This is a genomic window from Lactiplantibacillus daowaiensis (assembly GCF_005405085.1).
Classification (GTDB): Bacteria; Bacillota; Bacilli; order Lactobacillales; family Lactobacillaceae; genus Lactiplantibacillus; species Lactiplantibacillus daowaiensis.
In genome coordinates this window covers 171,033-191,625 of the sequence record NZ_BJDJ01000002.1, presented here as the reverse complement: position 1 = coordinate 191,625, position 20,593 = coordinate 171,033, and the positions used below count along the sequence as shown (strand labels likewise).

Sequence of the window (20,593 nt, the reverse complement as noted above, 5' to 3'; positions counted from 1 at the left end):
GGCTGTCTAGCTTAACTGGTGATTTAATTTTCTTCAGTTTCATTTAAACCGATGCTTTCATCATCGACCTTTTTCTCAACGGCATGACGATTGAATAAGAGGTTCAATAAGACCGCGGCTAAACTCCCAACGACAACCCCGTTACTTAACATGATTTGTAAGGCGTTTGGTAAAAATTGGAAGATATTGGTTTCAACGGTAACACCTAAACCTAAGCCAATTGAGACCGCCGAAACGAGCAAGTTGTTGTTATTGCGGAAGTCAACTTGTGCCAACATCCGAATCCCTTGAACCCCAACGATCCCGAACATCACGACCATGGCGCCCCCTAAAACTGGGTCTGGAATAACGGTTGCTAAAGCCCCAATCTTAGGCAAAAGCCCTAAGAAGATCAGGAAAATGGCAGAGAAGTAAATCGGCTTACGGGTTTTGACGCCTGATAATTGTAAGACGCCGACGTTTTCAGAGAAAGTCGAGTAAGGAAAGGTGTTGAACAAACCGCCTAAAATAACGGCAATCCCTTCGGCACGATAACCGCGTTTTAAATCATCACTTTCGATCTTACGACCGGTAATATCACCTAAAGCAAAGAAGACCCCCGTTGATTCAACCATCGTGGTTAGTGAGACTAAAATCATCGTTAAAACTGAAGACCACTCAAAGTGCGGCGTCCCAAAGTAAAAGAGGGTTGGTAAATGGAACCAACTGGCTTCGGCAACCGGTTTTAAGGAGACCATGCCAAAGGCACCTGCTAGCAATGTCCCAGCTAAAATCCCAATTAAGATGGCAACGGATTTTAAGAACCCTTTCGCAAAAACATTGATTAATAAAATAATGGCAATTGTTAAAAAGCCAATGCCGAGTGCTGGCAAGTTACCGAAATCTTTGGCGGTCGCGTCGCCACCACCCAAGTTTTGAAACCCAACTGGGATTAAGGTAAAACCGATAATGGTAATTAATGACCCAGTGACCACTGGTGGAAAGAGGCTCTTGATTTTTGAAAATAACCCAGCAATTAAAAAGATAAAAATACCGGCACCAATAATGGAACCATACATCGTGCCCAAACCGTAAGTTTTACCAATTTGAATCAGCGGATTGACTGCTTGCACGGCACAGCCTAAGACGACTGGTAGCCCAATCCCAGTTAAGGGGGTCCGTTTTAATTGTAGTAATGTCGCAATCCCACACATGAAAATATCGATTGAAACTAAGTAAGTCATTTGTTGTTGACTAAAATGTAATGCGGCACCAATCAATAAGGGGACTAACACGTCACCTGAATACATCGCTAATAAATGCTGAAACCCTAAAATCGCCGCTTTGACGTTGGAGATTTTTGGCGTCGTGGTTACTTCCTTCAAAAAAATCTTCCTCCTCAATTCTGCGAAACTGCCTGAAAAAAAGGCCACCCCGGGCAAACGGGATGGCCTCGTTTGCTTATAGTCCAACGTTTACGGCGTTGGGTAGAAACTCGTCATCCATATCATGACATTATATAGGCAATTACTCGTATTTGAATGGGATAATTTTAACATAGATGAAAACCGAATACAAACAGAATTGAACAAATTAATGTTCGTGAAATCGCGAGTCTAGCTAATGTTGAAAATGAAAACGTTCACTTTTGTATTTGGCGGTTATGCCACAATAAGACAGCCATTTCGAGTGTTTGGGTTTGTTCGGGATCATCTAGGTTTAGACGCAACATCTTTTCGATTTTTTTCAAGCGATAAATCACGGTATTACGGTGAATTGACAAGTGACCAGCCACTTCGGCAATATTTTGATGGTAATAAAAATAACCATATAAGGTGTTTAAGAGGTTTAACTGTTCATTAGCACTGACGCCACCAACTAAACCACCCAAAACGCGTTCCACAAATGACTTGGCCTCGTTACTAGGAATTAAGGAAATCAATTCTTTCACATATTTTGGTCGGTAAATCGTAATGGCGTGCGGGCTATTTTTACTTAAAGCGAGTGCTTCGGCGGCCTCGTTGTAAATCGTGGCGAGTTCCGTCAGGGGCAAAGTCGAGTAACTATAACCAGCAATCAAACGGGCTTGTTTATCTAATTTAGGCTGGATAAAGTTGACCAAGGCCGCTAAAAAGTGTTGGGCATCTTGATCGTCGTTAATGAGTAAGACCAGTTGCTGCTTTAAAGAAAATGCAATGACATCGGCTTGATATTCTTTAATGAACCACAGAGTGAGCTGTTGGACCTGTTCCAATAAATGGTTGCTCAACAAGGTTTGGTGGTGCGTGGTCACTAAAATGGTGGCACAGTGAAACTTAGTGGTTGGTTCGATTCCCCGCGATTTTAAGGTCTTATTGACCAGGTCATTAGAAATCCCCCCATCCATGACATTTAGATAGAACCCACTTTGATTCCGAAAGGCGGATTCATTTAACATGTCGACGCGACTGTTAACGAAGCTTAACGAATTTAAAACGACTTGGGCTAACATTTGGTCGGTTGAATTTTGGGGATCTAGATTTAAGACCCCTACAAAGGCTTTATTTTCTTTATAGGCTGAAAAGAGCGGAATAATCGTCAATTGATCATGGTTGTAGGCGACGGTTGTCCGGGTATGTAGATTGAAATAATCGATTTTAGTTTGATTACGTAAAAAGTCAGTTAAGGCACTGCGCGTCATGGGTAAATTTTGCGAGGCACTGACTACCCGAAAATGACTATCCATTAAAAACAAGGGATGACCAATCAGTTCGGTACATTTATTGAGTACGGTCGTATCAGTCGGGTCTTTAATTAATAAGTCCGCCAAAGTCTGATTAACTTGCACGATGTGACTAAGTTCGTCAGTTTGGGAGTTCAAAATGATGGTTAACATGTTGCGCATCGTTTCTGAAATCAACTCGTCAGCGGGTGTCACGATAATTGGAAAATCGAGTTCGTTGGCAAGGTCAATGACATCACTGGGCAAATGATCGACATAACGACGATCCTTAAAGCCCAGTCCGGCACAGTTAGCTTGATTCATGGCTTCGATTAAAGCCGTTGGATTGGTCGTCGTATTAATGAAAGGATAGCCGTTAGTAATGAGAAATTGATGGGCTTTTAAAAAGTCGGCAATATCAGGTGATTCGATCATGCCGATATTGTTGATTTCTCGCTTCAGACCGCGTTCACCTGCAACGACCCGCATCTGTTGCATGGCTGGAGTTTGTAAAAGTGTTTGTAAACGCATGGCGTATCCCCCTAAAAATTGGTTATCTTTCACAAGTAGTATACCGATAATTTGGTAGTTTGACTATAAATAAATGAAAAATAGATTAAAATAGTATGAAATAATTGGCTGGTTTAACAAACTGTGACCGTGAATTTACATTAACTTGATCGCGGATGATGCATTTTTGGCTCATCATATTAATGAAGTGAGGTGGCTGTTCAACGAATCGGTGCGGCAATTGATCGGCTTGCGCGTTAAAGTCGAATCTCCCCCTTGACACGTTCGACACATTTAGTTACACTTATTGCAATTAAACAAGCACCTTTAAATTAGTCCTGTGAGGCTAACAAGGGGAACGGTAACTAGGAGTCTCCCACGCTTTTCGCAGGAAAAACGGGGGGACTTTTTTCGGTTCTCAAGGTGGTAATCAAATCGAAATGGAGCTGACTAAGATGGCACGAGAAGTTGTCGATGCAATGACGATGCGGCGCGCATTAACGCGGATCACTTACGAAATCATTGAACAAAATAAAGGGGTCGGAAATCTGGTCTTTATCGGGATTAAAACTCGAGGGATTTATTTGGCCCAACGTTTAGCGCAACGGTTGAAGCAGCTGGAAGGTGTCGATGTGCCAGTTGGCTCGTTGGACATTACGTTATATCGTGATGATCATCATGCGATTGATGTTCAAGGCCAAGCTAAGTTAAATGGTGCCGATATTCCTGTTGACATTAATAGCAAGCACATTATTTTAGTCGACGACGTCTTGTTTACGGGTCGGACTGTCCGGGCCGCTTTAGATGCCTTAATGGACCAAGGTCGTCCCGCTAAGATTTCTTTGGCTGTCTTAGTTGACCGGGGTCATCGTGAATTACCAATTCGCCCAGACTTTGTTGGTAAGAACATTCCAACCGCTTTAGATGAACAAGTTAGCGTTGCGCTCGAAGAACATGACGGGCACGACGGGATTAGTATTGAAAAGTTAGAATAAATTTGAATCATTAACCATTTAATTGTTTCCAGAGAGGAACGAAACGGTTTGACCATGCGTGGTCGATTAATCGGAGTCTAGCCTCTTTGCAAGCAAATTGCAGGAGCTAGACTTTTTTCTTTGGAAAAAAACAGAAGGAGACGGCAAAAGAGCATGCAAGCAACTAATTATCTTGTCAGTGTAGACCAATTTAATAACCAGGACGTGATGCATTTTATTCACTTGGCCCAAGCGTTTAAGCAAGGCTTAACGGTGACTTTGAAACGTCCAGCGTTTGCGATGAATTTATTCTTTGAAAATAGTACACGGACCCATACCAGTTTTGAAATGGCAGAACGTCGGTTAGGGATGCAAGTAATTCCATTTGATCCCAAGACGAGTTCGGTCACGAAGGGTGAAAGTTTGCTGGATACCTTGAAGACGATTCAAGCTATTGGGGTTGATTTAGCCGTTATTCGCCATCCACACGATAACTATTATCAACCATTGATTGACGCGCAATTACCGATGAGCTTGATCAATGCCGGCGATGGTAGCGGTCAACATCCGTCACAATCATTACTTGATATGCTAACGATTTACGAAGAATTTGGTCACTTTGATGGGTTAAAGATTGCGATTGTTGGTGATTTACAACATTCACGGGTAGCGCGTTCCAATATGACACTATTAACTCAACTTGGCGCGGAAGTTTACTTCAGTGGACCAGAAGCTTGGTTCAATGACGATTTTGCCGCTTACGGCACGTATCGCCCGATTGATGAGTTAGTTGGCGAGATGGATGTCATGATGCTCTTACGGGTACAACATGAACGATTACCACAAGCTAAGAATGCAGACTTTGACGCCCAAGCTTATCATCAACAATATGGCTTAACGGTTGAACGTGCTGCGAAAATGCCAAAACAAGCGATCATCATGCATCCAGCGCCGGTTAATCGTGGGGTCGAGTTAGCCAGTGACTTAGTTGAAGCACCCCAGTCACGGATCTTTCAACAAATGACCAATGGCATGTATATTCGGATGGCCATGGTTGCCCACGTCTTAGTTCAACGCGGATTGTTAGATAGTCACCAATTGGAGGAGATAAAAAATGTCAACTTTAATTAAAGATGCCAAGGTCTTAGAAGCCGGCCACTTAACGTTAACGGATATTCTGATTGAAAACGGTCATATTGAAGCGATGGGGCATGAGTTGCATACCAAATATGGCGCTGCGGACCACGTGATTTGTGCGGGCAAACATTTTGTGACACCCGGTTTAGTCGATGTGCATGTGCATTTACGTGAACCTGGGTTGACTGATAAAGAAACGATTGATACCGGGACGATGGCCGCAGCTCATGGTGGCTTTACGACGGTTGGTGCGATGCCAAACGTTGAACCAGTTCCCGACACACCCGAAAAAGTAGCCCTGATGGTTGCTGAAAATGCACAAAAAGCGCATGTCCACGTTGCCCAATACGCTAGTATCACCAAGCAACGAACGAGTGAAGAACTGGTTGACTTTGAAGGGGTTAAACAAGCGGGGGCCTTTGCCGTCAGTAATGATGGTTCCGGGGTTCAAACGGCTGAAACAATGTATCAAGCCATGTGTGGCGCGGCTAAAGCCGGACTTACAGTCGCAGCTCACGTTGAAGACGAATCATTAAAGGGTGATGGGGTCATGAATGCGGGGCCAGTTGCTGACAAACTGGGCTTACCTGGTATTCCAGGAATCTCTGAATCTTCACAAATTGCGCGTGATGTGTTACTTGCCGAAGCAAGTGGGGTCCATTACCACGTTTGCCACGTTTCCACCGCTGAAAGTGTGCGGGTGGTTCGTGATGCCAAGCGGGCGGGGATTAATGTGACCTGTGAAGTGGCACCCCATCACTTATTGTTAACTGATGAAGACATCACCATGGATAATCCGATGCTTAAGATGAACCCACCATTGCGTTCACCAAAAGATCGCGCCGCCCTGATTGCCGGGTTGTTAGATGGCACGATCGACATGATTGCCACTGACCATGCCCCCCATACGGATGCTCAAAAAGCTGGTTCGATGCGCACGGCTGCTTTCGGAATTACCGGTTTAGAAACGGCGTTTGCGACCATGTATACCACTTTTGTGAAGACCCGGATCTTGACGCTTAGTCAATTGATCGACTTGATGAGTACTAAACCAGCACAATTATTCGGGTTACATCAAGCGGGGCAATTAAAACCTGGGACACCAGCCGATTTAGCGATTATCGATTTAGAACATCAATATGAAATTAAAGCTGATCAAATGTTTTCAAAAGGGCATAACTCACCGTTTGTCGGTTGGCAAGTATACGGCGATGTCTTAATGACCTTAGTAGATGGCCAAGTCGCTTATGGAAAGGATCAACACGCATGAAACGATATTTAGTCTTAGCTGATGGCACCGTTTATCCTGGTACGGGTTTCGGTGCGCCTAGCGCAACGGTTGGTGAATTAGTTTTTAACACTGGGATGAGCGGCTACCAAGAATCCATTACAGACCAATCTTATAATGGTGAAATCTTGATGTTTACGTACCCCTTGATTGGGAACTACGGCATTAATCGTGATGATCATGAATCAATCACCCCAACGTGTAAAGGAATCGTGGTCCACGAATTAGCACGGCGGGCCAGCAACTGGCGGAGTGAAATGTCACTAGATGACTATTTAAAGCAAAACCAAATTCCAGGCATTGCCGATATCGATACGCGAGCAGTGACCAAGCATATCCGTGAAGTTGGCGCGATGAAAGCCACAATTGTTGATGAAGTCAAGGATGACACGGTTAGTCAATTACAAGCAACAGTTTTAAATAAAGCGGTTGTCGCTGAAAGTTCGACTAATAATGCCTATCCGAATCCAGCAACTGGGCCCAACGTGGTTGTGGTTGATTTTGGCTTAAAACATTCGATCTTACGTGAATTGGCTAAGCGTCATTGTAACTTAACCGTTTTGCCATACAATGCGACTGCTGGGCAAATCATGGCGTTAAATCCAGATGGGGTTATGCTGACCAATGGCCCTGGTGATCCAAAGGATGTGCCAGAAGCACTCACCATGATTCGTGAAGTGGAACAACACGTGCCGTTATTCGGGATTTGTTTAGGGCATCAGTTGTTCTCATTAGCAAATGGTGCGGATACGTTTAAGATGAAGTTCGGTCATCGCGGCTTTAATCATCCAGTCCGCGAGATTGCGACTGGGCGGATCGACTTTACGTCGCAAAACCATGGGTATGCGGTTGATCGTGACTCACTTGATAATACCGATTTGATGATCACACATGAAGAAATCAATGATGGGACGGTTGAAGGCGTTCGGCATCGGAATTATCCAGCCTTCTCGGTTCAGTATCATCCCGATGCAGCGCCGGGTCCCCATGACGCTGATCATATTTTTGATGAATTTATTGATTTAATGGCAGCGCACCAAGCTGCTCGGAAAGGAAGCCAATTCAATGCCTAAACGGACAGATATTCATAAAATCATGGTCATTGGTTCTGGTCCAATCATCATTGGCCAGGCCGCAGAATTTGATTATTCTGGGACACAAGCCTGCTTAGCCTTAAAAGAATTGGGCTACGAAGTCGTTTTAGTGAACTCCAATCCGGCAACCATTATGACGGATAAAGAAATTGCTGACCAAGTTTACTTGGAACCTATTACGTTAGAGTTTGTGTCACAAATCTTACGTAAAGAACATCCAGATGCCATTTTGCCAACTTTAGGTGGGCAACAAGGGTTGAATATGGCCATGGAACTTTCCGATTCTGGTATTTTAAAAGAACTCAAAATTGAATTACTCGGGACAAAGCTTAGTGCTATTGATCAAGCTGAAGACCGGGAACAATTTAAAGACTTAATGGAAAAACTCGGCGAACCCGTTCCCGCATCTGGGATTGCCCATACGACCCAAGAAGCGTTGGACTTTGCTGAAAAGACAGGTTATCCAGTCATCGTGCGGCCAGCCTTTACCATGGGTGGTACTGGTGGTGGGATTGCGGAAAACGCCAAAGCCTTAGCGACAATTGCGGAAAATGGGTTATCGTTATCGCCAGTGACACAAGTGTTGATTGAACAAAGTATTGCCGGCTATAAAGAAATCGAATTTGAAGTGATGCGTGATGCTGCGGATAATGCGATGGTCGTCTGCAACATGGAAAACTTTGACCCGGTGGGGATTCATACTGGGGATTCAATCGTCTATGCGCCGGTTCAAACCTTAGCTGACCGTGAAGTTCAAATGTTACGGGATGCTTCATTAAAGATTATTCGGGCCTTGAAGATCGAAGGGGGCTGTAACGTTCAACTTGCCCTTGATCCGAATAGTTTTAACTATTACATCATTGAAGTCAATCCACGGGTGAGCCGGTCATCAGCATTAGCCTCAAAAGCAACCGGTTATCCAATCGCGAAGATGGCCGCCAAAATTGCGGTCGGCTTACACTTAGATGAAATCAAGAATCCGGTCACTGGGACCACGTATGCGGAATTTGAACCAGCACTAGATTATGTGGTCTGCAAGATTCCACGCTGGCCATTTGATAAGTTCACCCATGCTGATCGGCGGTTAGGGACACAAATGAAGGCCACTGGCGAAGTTATGGCGATTGGCCGAAATATTGAAGAAGCCACGCTAAAAGCAGTACGTTCTTTGGAAATTGGGGTCAACTATATTGACGAACCAGCCTTAGCTAAGGTTGATGATGATACGTTAAGTGATAAGTTGATTCATGCGCAAGATGACCGGCTCTTCTACTTAGCTGAAGGCATTCGTCGCGGGTATAAGATTGAAGAACTGGCGGAGATTACGAAAATCAACGTGTTCTTCTTAGACAAGTTATTGCATATCATTGAAATTGAACGTGACTTACAAGCCCATGTCGATGATTTAGAGGTCTTAACAACGGCCAAACGGAATGGCTTTTCTGACCAAGTCGTCGCCGATTTCTGGCATGAAACGGCCGATACAGTACGCCAATTCCGGCAAGATAATCACTTACAACCCGTTTATAAGATGGTAGATACGTGTGCAGGTGAATTTGAATCAACAACGCCTTATTACTATGGGACTTATGAGTATGAAAATGAAAGTCAAGTGACGGAGCGGCCATCAGTCTTGGTCTTGGGTTCAGGTCCAATTCGTATCGGTCAAGGGGTCGAATTTGATTACGCAACAGTTCATTCGGTTAAAGCGATTCAAAAAGCGGGTTATGAAGCTATCATTATGAATAGTAATCCCGAAACAGTTTCGACCGACTTCTCGATTTCAGACAAGTTGTACTTCGAACCATTGACGTTAGAAGATGTCTTGAATGTGATTGACTTAGAACAGCCAACTGGCGTTATTGTGCAGTTTGGTGGGCAAACAGCCATCAACTTGGCGGCGCCGTTAGCTGAACATGGGGTTAAAATCCTCGGGACTAGCGTGACTGATGTCGATCGGGCCGAAGACCGGGATGAATTTGATAAAGTAATCAAGCAATTGGCTATTCCACAACCAGCTGGCGATACTGCCAGTGATGAAGCGACGGCCTTAGCGATTGCTGATAAGCTTGGTTATCCGGTCTTAGTCCGGCCAAGTTATGTCTTAGGTGGTCGAGCGATGGAAATCGTCAAAAAACGGGCGGATCTCGATTATTACATGCACAATGCGGTTAAAGTGTCCCATGATCATCCGGTCTTGATTGACCGGTATCTCGTGGGTAAGGAATGTGAAGTTGATGCCATTTGTGACGGTGAAACGGTCTTGATTCCAGGTATTATGGAACATATCGAACGGGCTGGGGTCCATTCCGGGGACTCGATGGCAGTCTATCCACCACAATCATTATCGGCGGCAGTCCAACATCAAATCGTAACTTATACGCAGCAATTAGCCATCACGTTAAATTGTGTTGGGATGATGAACATTCAATTTGTCATTCATGATGAACAAGTTTACGTGATTGAAGTCAATCCACGGGCGAGTCGGACGGTGCCATTCTTAAGCAAGGTCACGGGGATTCCAATGGCCCAAGTGGCCACCCGGGTCATCTTAGGTCAAAGCTTAGCTAGTCAAGGCTTTGAAACTGGTTTGGTGAAGCCTGGGCGGTTAGTCCATGTCAAAGCGCCGGTCTTCTCATTTTCGAAGCTGAATCAGGTCGATAGTTTACTTGGACCTGAAATGAAGTCAACCGGTGAAGTGATGGGCAGTGACCAAACGATGTCAAAAGCATTGTATAAAGCTTTTGAAGCCGCTAAGTTACATGTTCCAGCACATGGTAATGTCTTGATCACGGTTCGTGATGACGATAAGCCAGAAGCATTGAAGCTAGCCCAACGGTTCCATAACTTAGGGTATCAATTGATGGCGACCACTGGGACGGCGACTTACTTGGCTAACCACGACTTAGATGTGAAAGTGGTTGATAAAATCGATGGCGGTGAACATGACTTGCTACAACAAATGGAAGCCGGTCAAGTGCAGGTCGTTATTAATACGGTTTCAGATGAAGAACATGCGGCTGATGATGGCGCGTTAATTCGAAATACCTCGATTGCCCATGGGATTCCATTGTTTACGGCGTTGGATACGGTGGCTGCAATCTTACAAGTTTTAGAATCACAATCGTTTGTCACGCAAGCGTTATAGGAGGAGATAGTATGGGACGATTAACCGTTGATTTAGCTGGGGTGACCCTCGACAACCCTGTGATGCCAGCCAGTGGGACTGCGGCTTATGGCCAACAAATGGCCCAACAATTAGACTTAGGGGCTTTAGGTGGTTTGGTGATCAAATCCACGACTGCTGAAGCCAAAGTCGGTAACCCACGACCAACCACGGCACCGACGACGGCCGGTTGGTTAAATGCGATTGGGTTAAAGAACCCAGGCATTGACGTGGTTTTGAGTGAAAAATTACCATGGTTAGCGACCCACTATCCGAATTTACCGATTGTCGGCAGTGTAGCTGGTAATACGTTTGATGAATACGTCGCGGTCGCAGCTAAAATGGCGACAGCCCCAAATGTGAAGTTACTTGAAATCAATATCTCTTGTCCAAACGTTGAAAAAGGCGGCTTGGCCTTTGGAACCGATCCAGCGATGGTTGAAAACTTAACTCGTGAAATCGTCATGGCCGTTGATAAGCCAGTCTTTATGAAGCTAACCCCGAATGTGACGGATATCGTTCCAATCGCCGCGGCGGCAGAAGCCGGTGGTGCTAGTGGGTTAACGATGATCAATACGTTAACTGGAATGGGGATTGACTTAAAGACCCGCCAACCAATCTTGGCACATGGGACTGGTGGTTTATCAGGCAAGGCGATTCATCCGTTAGCTGTGCGGATGATTCACGACGTTCGCCAACAAACGAAGTTACCAATTATCGGTGTCGGTGGTGTCTTTACGCCAGAAGATGTCTTGGAATTTTATCTTGCCGGTGCGAATGCAGTTGAAGTTGGTGCGGCCACGTATGGTCAGCCAACGGCTTGCACGGATATCATCGCGGGCTTACCAGCTGCGATGGATAAATATGGGATTGAGAGCTTACAAGACTTAATTGCGGAGGTTCAAGGATGAAACGACCAATTTTTATTGCCTTAGACTTTCCAACCGGTCAAGCAGCCTTAGCCTTTTTAGATCAATTTCCAAGCGACCAGCAATTAGCGGTTAAGATTGGGATGGAATTGTTTTATGCGGAAGGCCCGGCTATCGTAAAAGCTGTCCAGGCGCGTGGTCATGCCGTCTTCTTAGACTTAAAACTACATGATATTCCCAATACAGTTGCATCAGCGATGCGGGTGATCGGCCGATTAGGCGTTCGGTACACAACGGTCCATGCCGCTGGTGGTCACGTGATGTTAGCAGCCGCTAAGCGTGGCCTGTTAGCCGGTGCTAATGATGCTGGGTTGCCAGCACCTAAATTATTGGCGATTACGCAGCTAACTTCGACGAACCAAACGATTTTAAATACCGATCAACAAATTGCTGGGACGGTTCAAGCTAGCGTCGTGCACTACGCACAATTGGCGCAAGCGAGTGATTGTGATGGGGTGATTTGCTCGGCACAAGAAGTCGCGGCGATTCATCAAGCCGTTGGCACAGACTTTCTTGGGATTACCCCGGGCATTCGACCTGCTAGTGCCGCTGCCGATGACCAACAACGGGTCATGACCCCAACGGCGGCCGCAAAAGTCGGCAGTAATGGGTTAGTTATTGGTCGGCCGATTACACAAGCTAGTGATCCAGTTCAAGCTTATCAACAAATTTTGACAGAATGGAGTGCAGCACAACATGACTGAAATTGCCGCAACAATTGCAACAGATTTATTATCGATTCAAGCCGTGACGTTACGGCCCAATGATCCTTTTACTTGGGCAAGTGGGATTCATAGCCCGATTTATACGGATAACCGGTTAACGATTTCTTATCCGGAAGTTCGTAATCATATCGCGAATGGGATTGCGGCCATTATTCGGGACCAATATCCTGAGGCTGAAGTCATTGCAGGGGTTGCCACTGCTGGTATCCCACATGCGGCTTGGGTCGCGCAAATCTTAGATTTACCTTTGATTTATGTGCGGTCAAAGCCTAAAGATCATGGGGCTGGGCGTCAGATTGAAGGGGTCCTAAAAGCCGGCCAAAAAGTGGTCATGCTTGATGACTTAATTTCGACTGGTGGTAGTGTCTTACAAGCCGCTAAGGCGGTTCAAGCTGAAGGTGGCGACATCTTAGCGGTCGGTTCAGTCTTTAGCTATCAGTTGGATGCTGCGACCACAAACTTTGCCGCGGCTAAATTGCCACTGTTCAGTTTGTCAAATTACACGACCTTAATTAAAGTGGCCCATGACGCTAATTACATTGACGATGCAGGGCTAGCCTCGTTACATGCTTGGCGTCAAAACCCAACAACTTGGGGCCAACAACACTAATCTAAAGTTATCGTAAAGCGCGCGACTTTTCAGTCGATGCGCTTTTTTTGTCACCGTAGATATGCGATAATTAAACATAAATATGAGAACGTTTGTTCATGATAGAGGAGGTTTCAATGTGAGTTTACAGTTTGTTTTAGGTGCGGCTAAAGCCGATCATCGGCAAGTATTATTGCGGTTGCTGCGCGAGCGACTCGCTGATCGACCACAAGATCAATTCTTTTACTTAGTGCCTAACCACGTTAAATTCGATACTGAAGTCGATGTCTTGAATCAATTGGCAACTGCTGCGGCGCAACCGGCGTTATACGCCCAGACGCAAGTGCAGATTTTTTCGTTTACACGTTTGGCCTGGTATTTAATGAAAAACGAAGCGGCTTATCAGTTGCCGCGGCTATCAAGTGCCGGAATTAATATGCTATTATTCAAAATTTTGCGCACGCATGCCGATGATTTACGTTTATTTGGTGGGGAAGTGGGACAGACCGGCTTCATTACCCAATTAGCTAAGGAAATCAATGAGCTACAATTAGCGAATTTATCACCAGCGGAAGTTGTTCAGTTAGCAGAAAATGCGCCCGCCGGTGATTTGCAAGCGAAGTTACATGATTTAGCAATCGTTTATGCTGATTTTGATGCGGCCACTGCGGGTCAGTATTTGAAGAATGCCGATGTTTTGGCGCAGTTGAGCCAATACTTGCAACATCAAGACTTGCATGGTACCCACGTGTATTTGGAACTATTTACTCAATTATCAACGCAAGAACAGGCGGTACTGACAACGATGTTAGAGCGTGGCGCCGAAGTAACGGTTAGTTTGGTGTTGCCAGCCGCACCTAAAAAAGCACCATTAAATGGGACGCTGTTTTACCAACCAGCCCGACTCTATTACCGGTTGTCCCAATACGCCCAAGTGCGCCAGATTACCCAAAAGCCAGATGTTTTAGCAACTCAAGTGCGGGTATCACCGGACTTGGCAGCGTTAGATGATTTGTGGCGTGGCCACGGGTACCCGGTGACCACGGCGCCGGCTAAATCAGCAATCAACGTTTTTCGGACTGATACCCGTCAAACTGAAGTTGCGCAAGTGGCCCGCTTGATTCGCCAATTAGTGGCTGATCAGGGCTATCATTATCGGGACTTTTTGGTTGTTACGCGGCACTTAACGAGTTATGACACGATGATTGCCCCCATCTTTCATGCCATGGAAATCCCGTATTTCTTAGACTTACGGCGGTCGATGGCTGATCATCCGTTAGTTGAGTTAATCAGTGCGCTATTTGATCTCAATGACAAGCAGTATCAATATCGCGATGTGATGCGGGTCTTAAAAACGGAATTGCTGTTACCGCAAGTTCAAGGCAAGCCCATGGCGCGCCAAGCTTATCGGCAAGCGGTTGATTTAACCGAAAACTTTATTTTAAAGAGTGGTTACAGCGGTCGCCGCTGGACGCAAGCGGAAGATTGGCAATATTTTCAATTTACAGCGGGCGATGCCGGCATCGAAACGGATGAGAATGTGGCGATTACTGCACAAATCAATTTGATTCACCATTTTGTCGCTCAAACGTTACCACCATTTTTTAAGCAACTTGCGGCCGCGCCAGATGGGCGGACCGCGGCGACGTTGTTGGTGAACTTCCTCATGCAAAATGGGGTCGATACACAATTAATGGCTTGGCGCGACCAAGCGATTGACGTTGGTGATTTAACAACGGCGAGTGAGCCTGAACAAACGTGGCAAACGTTTTGTGAGATGTTGGATGACTATGTGACGATGTTAGGGTCGGCCCCATTTGAGGTTGAAGACTTCTTAGCGTTATTGCAAGCTGGCTTTGAAGGTGCGGGGTATGCGCAAATCCCATCGACGTTAGATCAGGTCACGATTTCAGAAAGCGGACGCGAACAAAGTCAAAATCGCAAAGTGGTTCTATTGATTGGGGCAACGGATTTAGTGATGCCTGACCGGATTATGACCAATGATTTGTTGAGCGATACTGACAAGGATAAGTTACAAGCACCATTGGCCGACCTAGAAGGTGACCATTATTTGGCCGACTCAGCCGTCGTTCAATTGGGTGACGAACGCTATTTGAATTATTTGGCATTTTTGACGGCGACTGAGCGATTGTATTTGAGTGCACCACTAAAAGATGATAACGAAGCTGAATTGAATTTATCTAGTTACGTGGTTCAGATTCAACAACATTTCAACTTGAAAGTTCCCACTTATCTTGCGGCACCGGATCCAACCAAACCTAAAGTTGCACCATTTGTTGGGTCAAAGCGGCGGACGATCACTCATGTGATTCAAGTGTATCGTGACGTGTTAACCACGAATGCTGACCATAACCATGTCGGGGCGCCACTGCGGCCGGCACCCATTTGGGTTTGGCTACGCCGGGAGTTAAGTCAAGATGTTGAATTTGGACAACTGGCCCAACAACTTTTGGCCGGTTTGAGCTACCGAAATGTGCCAACCCCGTTGACTAAAAAGAGCGTGCAGGCGTTATATGGCAACCAAATTTATACCTCGATTTCTAAACTTGAAGAATTCTACCGCAATCAATATGCGTATTTCTTAAAATACGGATTAAAGTTGCGTGAACGCGATGTGTTTGAATTATCACCAGCTAGTACCGGTGAGTTTTTCCATGCCGTGCTAGATGGTGTGATCAAGTTGGTCCATGCGCAAGGCTTGACGTTATCAGCTGTTAACGATGCGACTTTGGAACAGTTTTTAAATCAAGTATCATTGGATGTTTTGGCTCAGCCACAATTCATCATTTTATCGAGTTCTAACCGGATGGCCTATTTACGCCAGCAGTTACTGAATACGGTGCGGCAGTTAGTCTTTGCGATTCGCAATCAAAGTCTACATTCAACGGCAACCCCACAACAAACGGAATTATTATTCGGTAATGTTGGTAAAGAACAGGGGTTAAAAGCGCTAGATTTTCAAGTGGATAAGACGCATAGCGTGCATGTCCGTGGTAAAATCGACCGTTTGGACCAAATTCAGGTTGCTGACCAACGGTATCTGGGTATTGTGGATTACAAGTCATCCCAACACAAATTTGATTTTCAACAAGCTTATTATGGCTTGGCGATGCAGATGCTGACCTATTTGAACGCTGTTTTGGTTAATGAACAAGCAATCGTTGGTAATGAGACCGACAAGATTAAGTTGGCGGGCGCACTATATATGCATATTCAAAACCCAACATTGAAACCAAGTGAAACCAAAGCGGGATTTGAAGCAGCGTTGTTAAAGGCGAATAAGTATAAAGGGGTCGTTGTTGATGATCCTAAATTATTACAGCAATTGGATACGGACTTACCAAAACAGACAGGCTACAACCATTCAAAGATTTATCCGTTTAGTCGTAAAACGGATGGGGCGTATGGCAGCACTAAAACGGCACCATTGGTTACTGAAGACCAATTAAATGACTTGTTGGCTAATAATCGGCGATTGATTATTGAGGCTGCCAAGCAGATTTTTGCTGGTGAAGTGGCGATAAATCCAATTCGCTTAAATGATAAACAAACAGCGCTACAATATTCGCCATATTTGGCGATTATGGCATTTGATGCGATGTTATCAGAAAATAATTATCGCGACCTACCCCCATTGAGCCCGAGTGAAGTTTTGGATCGACTGGCCGCTGATTTTGGAAAGGAGCCCAAACATGAGTGATAAAACGCAATATACGGCTAGTCAACAAGCCGCGATTGACCAACAGGGGAATAACTTGTTAGTGTCAGCCTCGGCCGGATCCGGTAAGACGACAGTGTTGATTGAACGCATTATGCAGAAACTAAAAGCCGGGATCGATGTCGATCAACTATTAGTGGTGACGTTTACGAATTTGGCGGCCAAGCACATGAAGCAAAAACTGGAGAAGCGGTTGAATGCGGAAATCGCGCAGTTCCTAGACCAACATGCTAAAGCAACCTTGGCTAGTCCAGAGATTCAACCTTTACGGCGGCAGCTCAATTTGTTAGGGGTCGCCAATATTAGTACGTTAGATGCTTTTTGTAATCGTCTGATTCAGCGGTATTACTATGTGATTGATTTAGATCCAGTGTTCCGCTTGTTGACCGATAATACTGAAGGCTTATTGATTCGTGACCAAGTTTGGGACACGGTGCGCGAAGACTTGTATGGCGAAGACGGTGACTTATTTGCGCTACTGACGGCTAACTTTTCTAATGACCGTAGTGACGATGGGTTAAGTCGACTAGTCATGCGCTTATTTGATTTTGCACAATCCACACCAGATCCAAAAGCTTGGTTGCAACAATTGCCCACAGCTTATCATGTGGACAGCGCCCAATTAACGACTTCGACTTTTTATCAGCAACAAGTGTTGCCGCAATTAAAACCACTCTTTCAAAATATGTTAACCACGATCACCCAGTGTTTAGATCAAGCAGAAAACAGTGATCTAAAGCCAGCGACCGTGAAAAACTTACAACAAGCCCAAGTTGTTTTAGCTGATTTGGTGGCTCGAGTTGCAGACTTAAGTTGGAATGAACTACGGGCCATCTGTCAGGACTTTAAGATTGGGACGATTGCTAAGAAGTATAAAGATGACGAGGTGCGCACGATGATTGGCACCGCCGTTAATGCGTCGGTTAAAGAAGTCAAAGATCAAATGAGCAAATTAGCCGACGACTACTTTGTGAGCGATGAACAACAAGTCTTAGATATTATGGCGGGAGCCGAAGCGTTAGTGCATGAATTAGTCAAAGCGACGCTTACATTTAAGACGGCTTTTGCCGCTGAAAAACGGCGTCGGCATGTTTTAGATTTCAATGATTTGGAACAATTGAGTTTGCAAATTTTAACGAGTCAAAATGAAAGTGGCCAAGCGGCGTTAACGCAATTACAAGCGCAGTTTTCAGAAGTAATGGTCGACGAATATCAAGATATTAACAGCTTACAAGAAAGAATCTTACAGTTATTATCACAAGCTGAACCGGGCAACATGTTCATGGTCGGCGATGTGAAGCAGTCGATTTATCAATTCCGTTTAGCTGATCCGTTGTTGTTTTTACACAAGTACCATGATTTTGGCAATCACCCAGAACATGGGGAGCGGATTGTTTTAGCTGAAAACTTCCGGTCAGTTGAAAATGTGGATAAGTTAACGAACTTGATTTTTAGTCAATTGATGGATGCGCCAGTTGGTCAAATTGAATACGATCAAGCGGCTTATTTGAAGTATGGGCCCAAAGATTATCCCGCTGACTTGCCACAAACAACTAGTTTGATGCTCTACCAAAGTGGTCAGGCTGACCAAACAACTGATGACGATACTAGTGAAGCCGATTTTTCAATCGATGATCCGGCTGAAGGTAGTATCATGATGGTTGCGCAAAAGATCTTGGCTTTAAAAGCCCAAGCTAAGCCAATCTATGACCGTGGCACTCAAACGTATCGGCCATTACGGTATAGTGATGTGGCCTTGCTGGTGCCGACTCGTAACCATAACTTGACGATTATTGATGTGTTTAAACGACTGCATATTCCGATTGTGGTAAATGATGCGCAAAACTATTTCCAAACGACGGAAATCCGCATTATGATGTCGATGTTGTCGATTATTGATAACCCGTATCAAGATATTCCATTAGTGGCGGTCTTGCGGTCGCCGATGGTTGGGCTCGATGAAAATCAGTTAGTTTATTTACGGATCCAAAATAAAACCAGTGATTATTTCCAAGCACTGCGCGACTTTCACACGAGTTATCCACAACGAGCTCATGATAATTACGGCGATGTCGTCTTTGATAAGGTTGATCGGTTTATGCGACAACTGACAGAATTTCGTGATTTAGCGCGGCGCAATCAATTAGTGACCCTGATTTGGCGGATTTATGACCGGACGGGCTTCCTAGATTATGTGGGTGGGATGCCTGCTGGTCCACAACGCCAAGCCAACTTACATGCCTTATATGAGCGGGCCCATACGTATGAAACTGGGAGTTTTAAAGGGTTGTTCCAGTTCGTACGGTTCATTAAACGCATGCAGGAAAAAGATGAAGATTTAGCTGAAGCAGTGGCTGAAACGAGTACTGAAGCAGTCAGCGTCATGACGATTCATGGGAGTAAGGGGCTGGAATATCCGGTTGTCTTTGTTATGGATATGGACAAACGGTTTAATCAGATGGATTTAAATGCCTCAGCATTACTAGACCGCCAAGCTGGTATTGGCATCACTTATTTGGATCCTGAAACACGGGTCAAATATTCGACGTTGCCACGTTTGGTGACGCGCCAAATCGTGGGGCAAAAACTACGAGCAGAAGAAATGCGAAAATTATATGTGGCAATCACGCGGGCAGAACAGCAATTGTATTTAGTCGGGACGGTTAAAGACATTGATTCAGCGGCCAAACAGTGGCGGCGAACGTTTAGTACGACTGACCGAGTGTTACCAGCAACGCTGCGAATTGCGGCCAATAGTCAGTTGGATTGGGTCGGTCTGAGTTTGATTCGCCATCCAGATTTCAAAGACTACTGGGCGGGAGACTTGCCACAATATCAATTTACCACGGCCGATGCGCACTTGACCTTGGAATTGGGTGATGAGACCACCGTTTCAGCTGAGACGATGCCAACTGAAACCGATGATCAATTAAGTGCTGTGGCTCAAGTTGAAGCCGATGTGTCGTTTGAGTTGGACGCCGCAACCAAAGCCCAACTACGACAAGTATTGAATTTACATTATGCCCACCAAGCGGCGACGACAACCACGGCGTATCAATCGGTCTCTGAAGTCAAACGGGTCTTTGAAGATCCCGATACGGCGTTGATGAATGCCAATCCGACAGTGAGTGATCGCGACGCACAGGTGCACAATCGTTATGTGGCGGACCATTTAGCGGTACCGCAGTTCTTACAAACGACCCAAGCGCCAACGGGAGCTGAAGTCGGGAGCGCGACCCACTTGGTCCTTGAACAACTGGATATCCATCAGCCCGTAACCACTGATGCAGTCCAAGCAACGATTGACGATCTGGTGGTCAAGCGGATTTTACCGGCAGCTGTTGCAACTTATATTAAAATTGAGACGATTGTTGGGTTTTATCAAAGTCCATTGGGACAACAGCTCTTGGCTCATCCAGATCAGGTTAAACGGGAAGTCCCATTCTCACTGTTATTGCCAGCCCAAACGATTTTTGAAGGCTTTGACGATGATCCCCAAAGTAAAATCTTGATTCATGGGATAATTGATGGTTATTTAGCGACCGATGATGACCTGATTTTGTTTGATTACAAGACTGATCACGTGGCACAGGCCACCAATCTAGTAGCTAAGTATGCCGGACAAGTGAAGTTATATGGTGCGGCCTTACAGTCTATGCTCAAACGACCAGTGACGGAACAATATTTATACGCGTTGACGAAACAAACGCTAGTGCCGGTTAAATAATAAGCGTAGGTCAAAGAATCGATTGAATCATTTCG

12 protein-coding genes and 1 riboswitch are annotated in these 20,593 nt (G+C 45.2%); of the genes, 10 read left to right on the top strand and 2 right to left on the bottom strand.

Annotated features, from left to right (window positions below; genetic code table 11):
* Nucleotides 1-23 precede the first annotated feature (23 nt).
* Nucleotides 24-1,364 carry a nucleobase:cation symporter-2 family protein gene (locus FFM75_RS02145; RefSeq protein ID WP_137627552.1) on the bottom strand — a complete coding sequence of 447 codons (1,341 nt, stop codon included), beginning with the start codon at nucleotides 1,362-1,364 and terminating at the stop codon, nucleotides 24-26.
* A gap of 59 nt (nucleotides 1,365-1,423) precedes the next feature.
* Nucleotides 1,424-1,522: riboswitch (purine riboswitch) on the bottom strand.
* 99 nt (nucleotides 1,523-1,621) lie between these two features.
* Nucleotides 1,622-3,211 (bottom strand): PucR family transcriptional regulator, encoded by a 1,590-nt coding sequence (locus tag FFM75_RS02140; RefSeq protein WP_137627551.1) that lies wholly within the window; start codon nucleotides 3,209-3,211, stop codon nucleotides 1,622-1,624.
* A 434-nt stretch (nucleotides 3,212-3,645) separates the two neighbouring features.
* On the opposite strand from FFM75_RS02140, the gene pyrR reads away from it, so the two are divergent.
* From pyrR to addA, 10 genes are all read left to right on the top strand, one after another.
* The gene (gene pyrR / locus FFM75_RS02135; protein ID WP_137627550.1) at nucleotides 3,646-4,185 is read left to right on the top strand and encodes a bifunctional pyr operon transcriptional regulator/uracil phosphoribosyltransferase PyrR; all 540 of its coding nucleotides are present in this window, start codon (nucleotides 3,646-3,648) and stop codon (nucleotides 4,183-4,185) included.
* Nucleotides 4,186-4,338: 153 nt separating this feature from the next.
* A complete protein-coding gene (locus tag FFM75_RS02130) occupies nucleotides 4,339-5,295 on the top strand; it encodes an aspartate carbamoyltransferase catalytic subunit (RefSeq protein ID WP_137627549.1) in 957 nt (318 codons plus the stop codon).
* Nucleotides 5,279-6,571: a dihydroorotase gene (locus FFM75_RS02125; RefSeq protein ID WP_137627548.1), complete on the top strand. Its 1,293-nt coding sequence runs from the start codon at nucleotides 5,279-5,281 to the stop codon at nucleotides 6,569-6,571. Before FFM75_RS02130 ends, FFM75_RS02125 begins: the two co-directional genes overlap by 17 nt.
* Nucleotides 6,568-7,662 carry a carbamoyl phosphate synthase small subunit gene (locus tag FFM75_RS02120; protein ID WP_137627547.1) on the top strand — a complete coding sequence of 365 codons (1,095 nt, stop codon included), beginning with the start codon at nucleotides 6,568-6,570 and terminating at the stop codon, nucleotides 7,660-7,662. Before FFM75_RS02125 ends, FFM75_RS02120 begins: the two co-directional genes overlap by 4 nt.
* Nucleotides 7,655-10,831 carry a carbamoyl-phosphate synthase large subunit gene (carB, locus tag FFM75_RS02115; RefSeq protein WP_137627546.1) on the top strand — a complete coding sequence of 1,059 codons (3,177 nt, stop codon included), beginning with the start codon at nucleotides 7,655-7,657 and terminating at the stop codon, nucleotides 10,829-10,831. The genes FFM75_RS02120 and carB overlap by 8 nt, the downstream gene beginning before the upstream one ends.
* 11 nt (nucleotides 10,832-10,842) lie before the next feature.
* Nucleotides 10,843-11,760: a dihydroorotate dehydrogenase gene (locus tag FFM75_RS02110; RefSeq protein ID WP_137627545.1), complete on the top strand. Its 918-nt coding sequence runs from the start codon at nucleotides 10,843-10,845 to the stop codon at nucleotides 11,758-11,760.
* On the top strand, nucleotides 11,757-12,482 hold the full coding sequence (gene pyrF / locus FFM75_RS02105; RefSeq protein WP_137627544.1) for an orotidine-5'-phosphate decarboxylase: 726 nt from the start codon (nucleotides 11,757-11,759) through the stop codon (nucleotides 12,480-12,482). Before FFM75_RS02110 ends, pyrF begins: the two co-directional genes overlap by 4 nt.
* Complete coding sequence (pyrE, locus tag FFM75_RS02100; protein WP_137627543.1) at nucleotides 12,475-13,113, top strand: orotate phosphoribosyltransferase; 639 nt, start codon at nucleotides 12,475-12,477, stop codon at nucleotides 13,111-13,113. Before pyrF ends, pyrE begins: the two co-directional genes overlap by 8 nt.
* Before the next feature lie 118 nt (nucleotides 13,114-13,231).
* On the top strand, nucleotides 13,232-16,813 hold the full coding sequence (locus FFM75_RS02095) for a PD-(D/E)XK nuclease family protein (protein WP_137627542.1): 3,582 nt from the start codon (nucleotides 13,232-13,234) through the stop codon (nucleotides 16,811-16,813).
* The gene (gene addA, locus FFM75_RS02090; RefSeq protein WP_137627541.1) at nucleotides 16,806-20,558 is read left to right on the top strand and encodes a helicase-exonuclease AddAB subunit AddA; all 3,753 of its coding nucleotides are present in this window, start codon (nucleotides 16,806-16,808) and stop codon (nucleotides 20,556-20,558) included. The genes FFM75_RS02095 and addA overlap by 8 nt, the downstream gene beginning before the upstream one ends.
* Nucleotides 20,559-20,593: the final 35 nt, after the last annotated feature.

Excerpts from the sequence above, each read along its gene's own strand:
- FFM75_RS02140 (WP_137627551.1), bottom strand. The coding sequence starts at position 3,211 with ATGCGTTTACAAACACTTTTACAAACTCCAGCCATGCAACAGATGCGG.
- pyrR (WP_137627550.1), top strand. The coding sequence starts at position 3,646 with ATGGCACGAGAAGTTGTCGATGCAATGACGATGCGGCGCGCATTAACG.
- FFM75_RS02130 (WP_137627549.1), top strand. The coding sequence starts at position 4,339 with ATGCAAGCAACTAATTATCTTGTCAGTGTAGACCAATTTAATAACCAG.
- FFM75_RS02125 (WP_137627548.1), top strand. The coding sequence starts at position 5,279 with ATGTCAACTTTAATTAAAGATGCCAAGGTCTTAGAAGCCGGCCACTTA.
- FFM75_RS02120 (WP_137627547.1), top strand. The coding sequence starts at position 6,568 with ATGAAACGATATTTAGTCTTAGCTGATGGCACCGTTTATCCTGGTACG.
- carB (WP_137627546.1), top strand. The coding sequence starts at position 7,655 with ATGCCTAAACGGACAGATATTCATAAAATCATGGTCATTGGTTCTGGT.
- FFM75_RS02110 (WP_137627545.1), top strand. The coding sequence starts at position 10,843 with ATGGGACGATTAACCGTTGATTTAGCTGGGGTGACCCTCGACAACCCT.
- pyrF (WP_137627544.1), top strand. The coding sequence starts at position 11,757 with ATGAAACGACCAATTTTTATTGCCTTAGACTTTCCAACCGGTCAAGCA.
- pyrE (WP_137627543.1), top strand. The coding sequence starts at position 12,475 with ATGACTGAAATTGCCGCAACAATTGCAACAGATTTATTATCGATTCAA.
- addA (WP_137627541.1), top strand. The coding sequence starts at position 16,806 with ATGAGTGATAAAACGCAATATACGGCTAGTCAACAAGCCGCGATTGAC.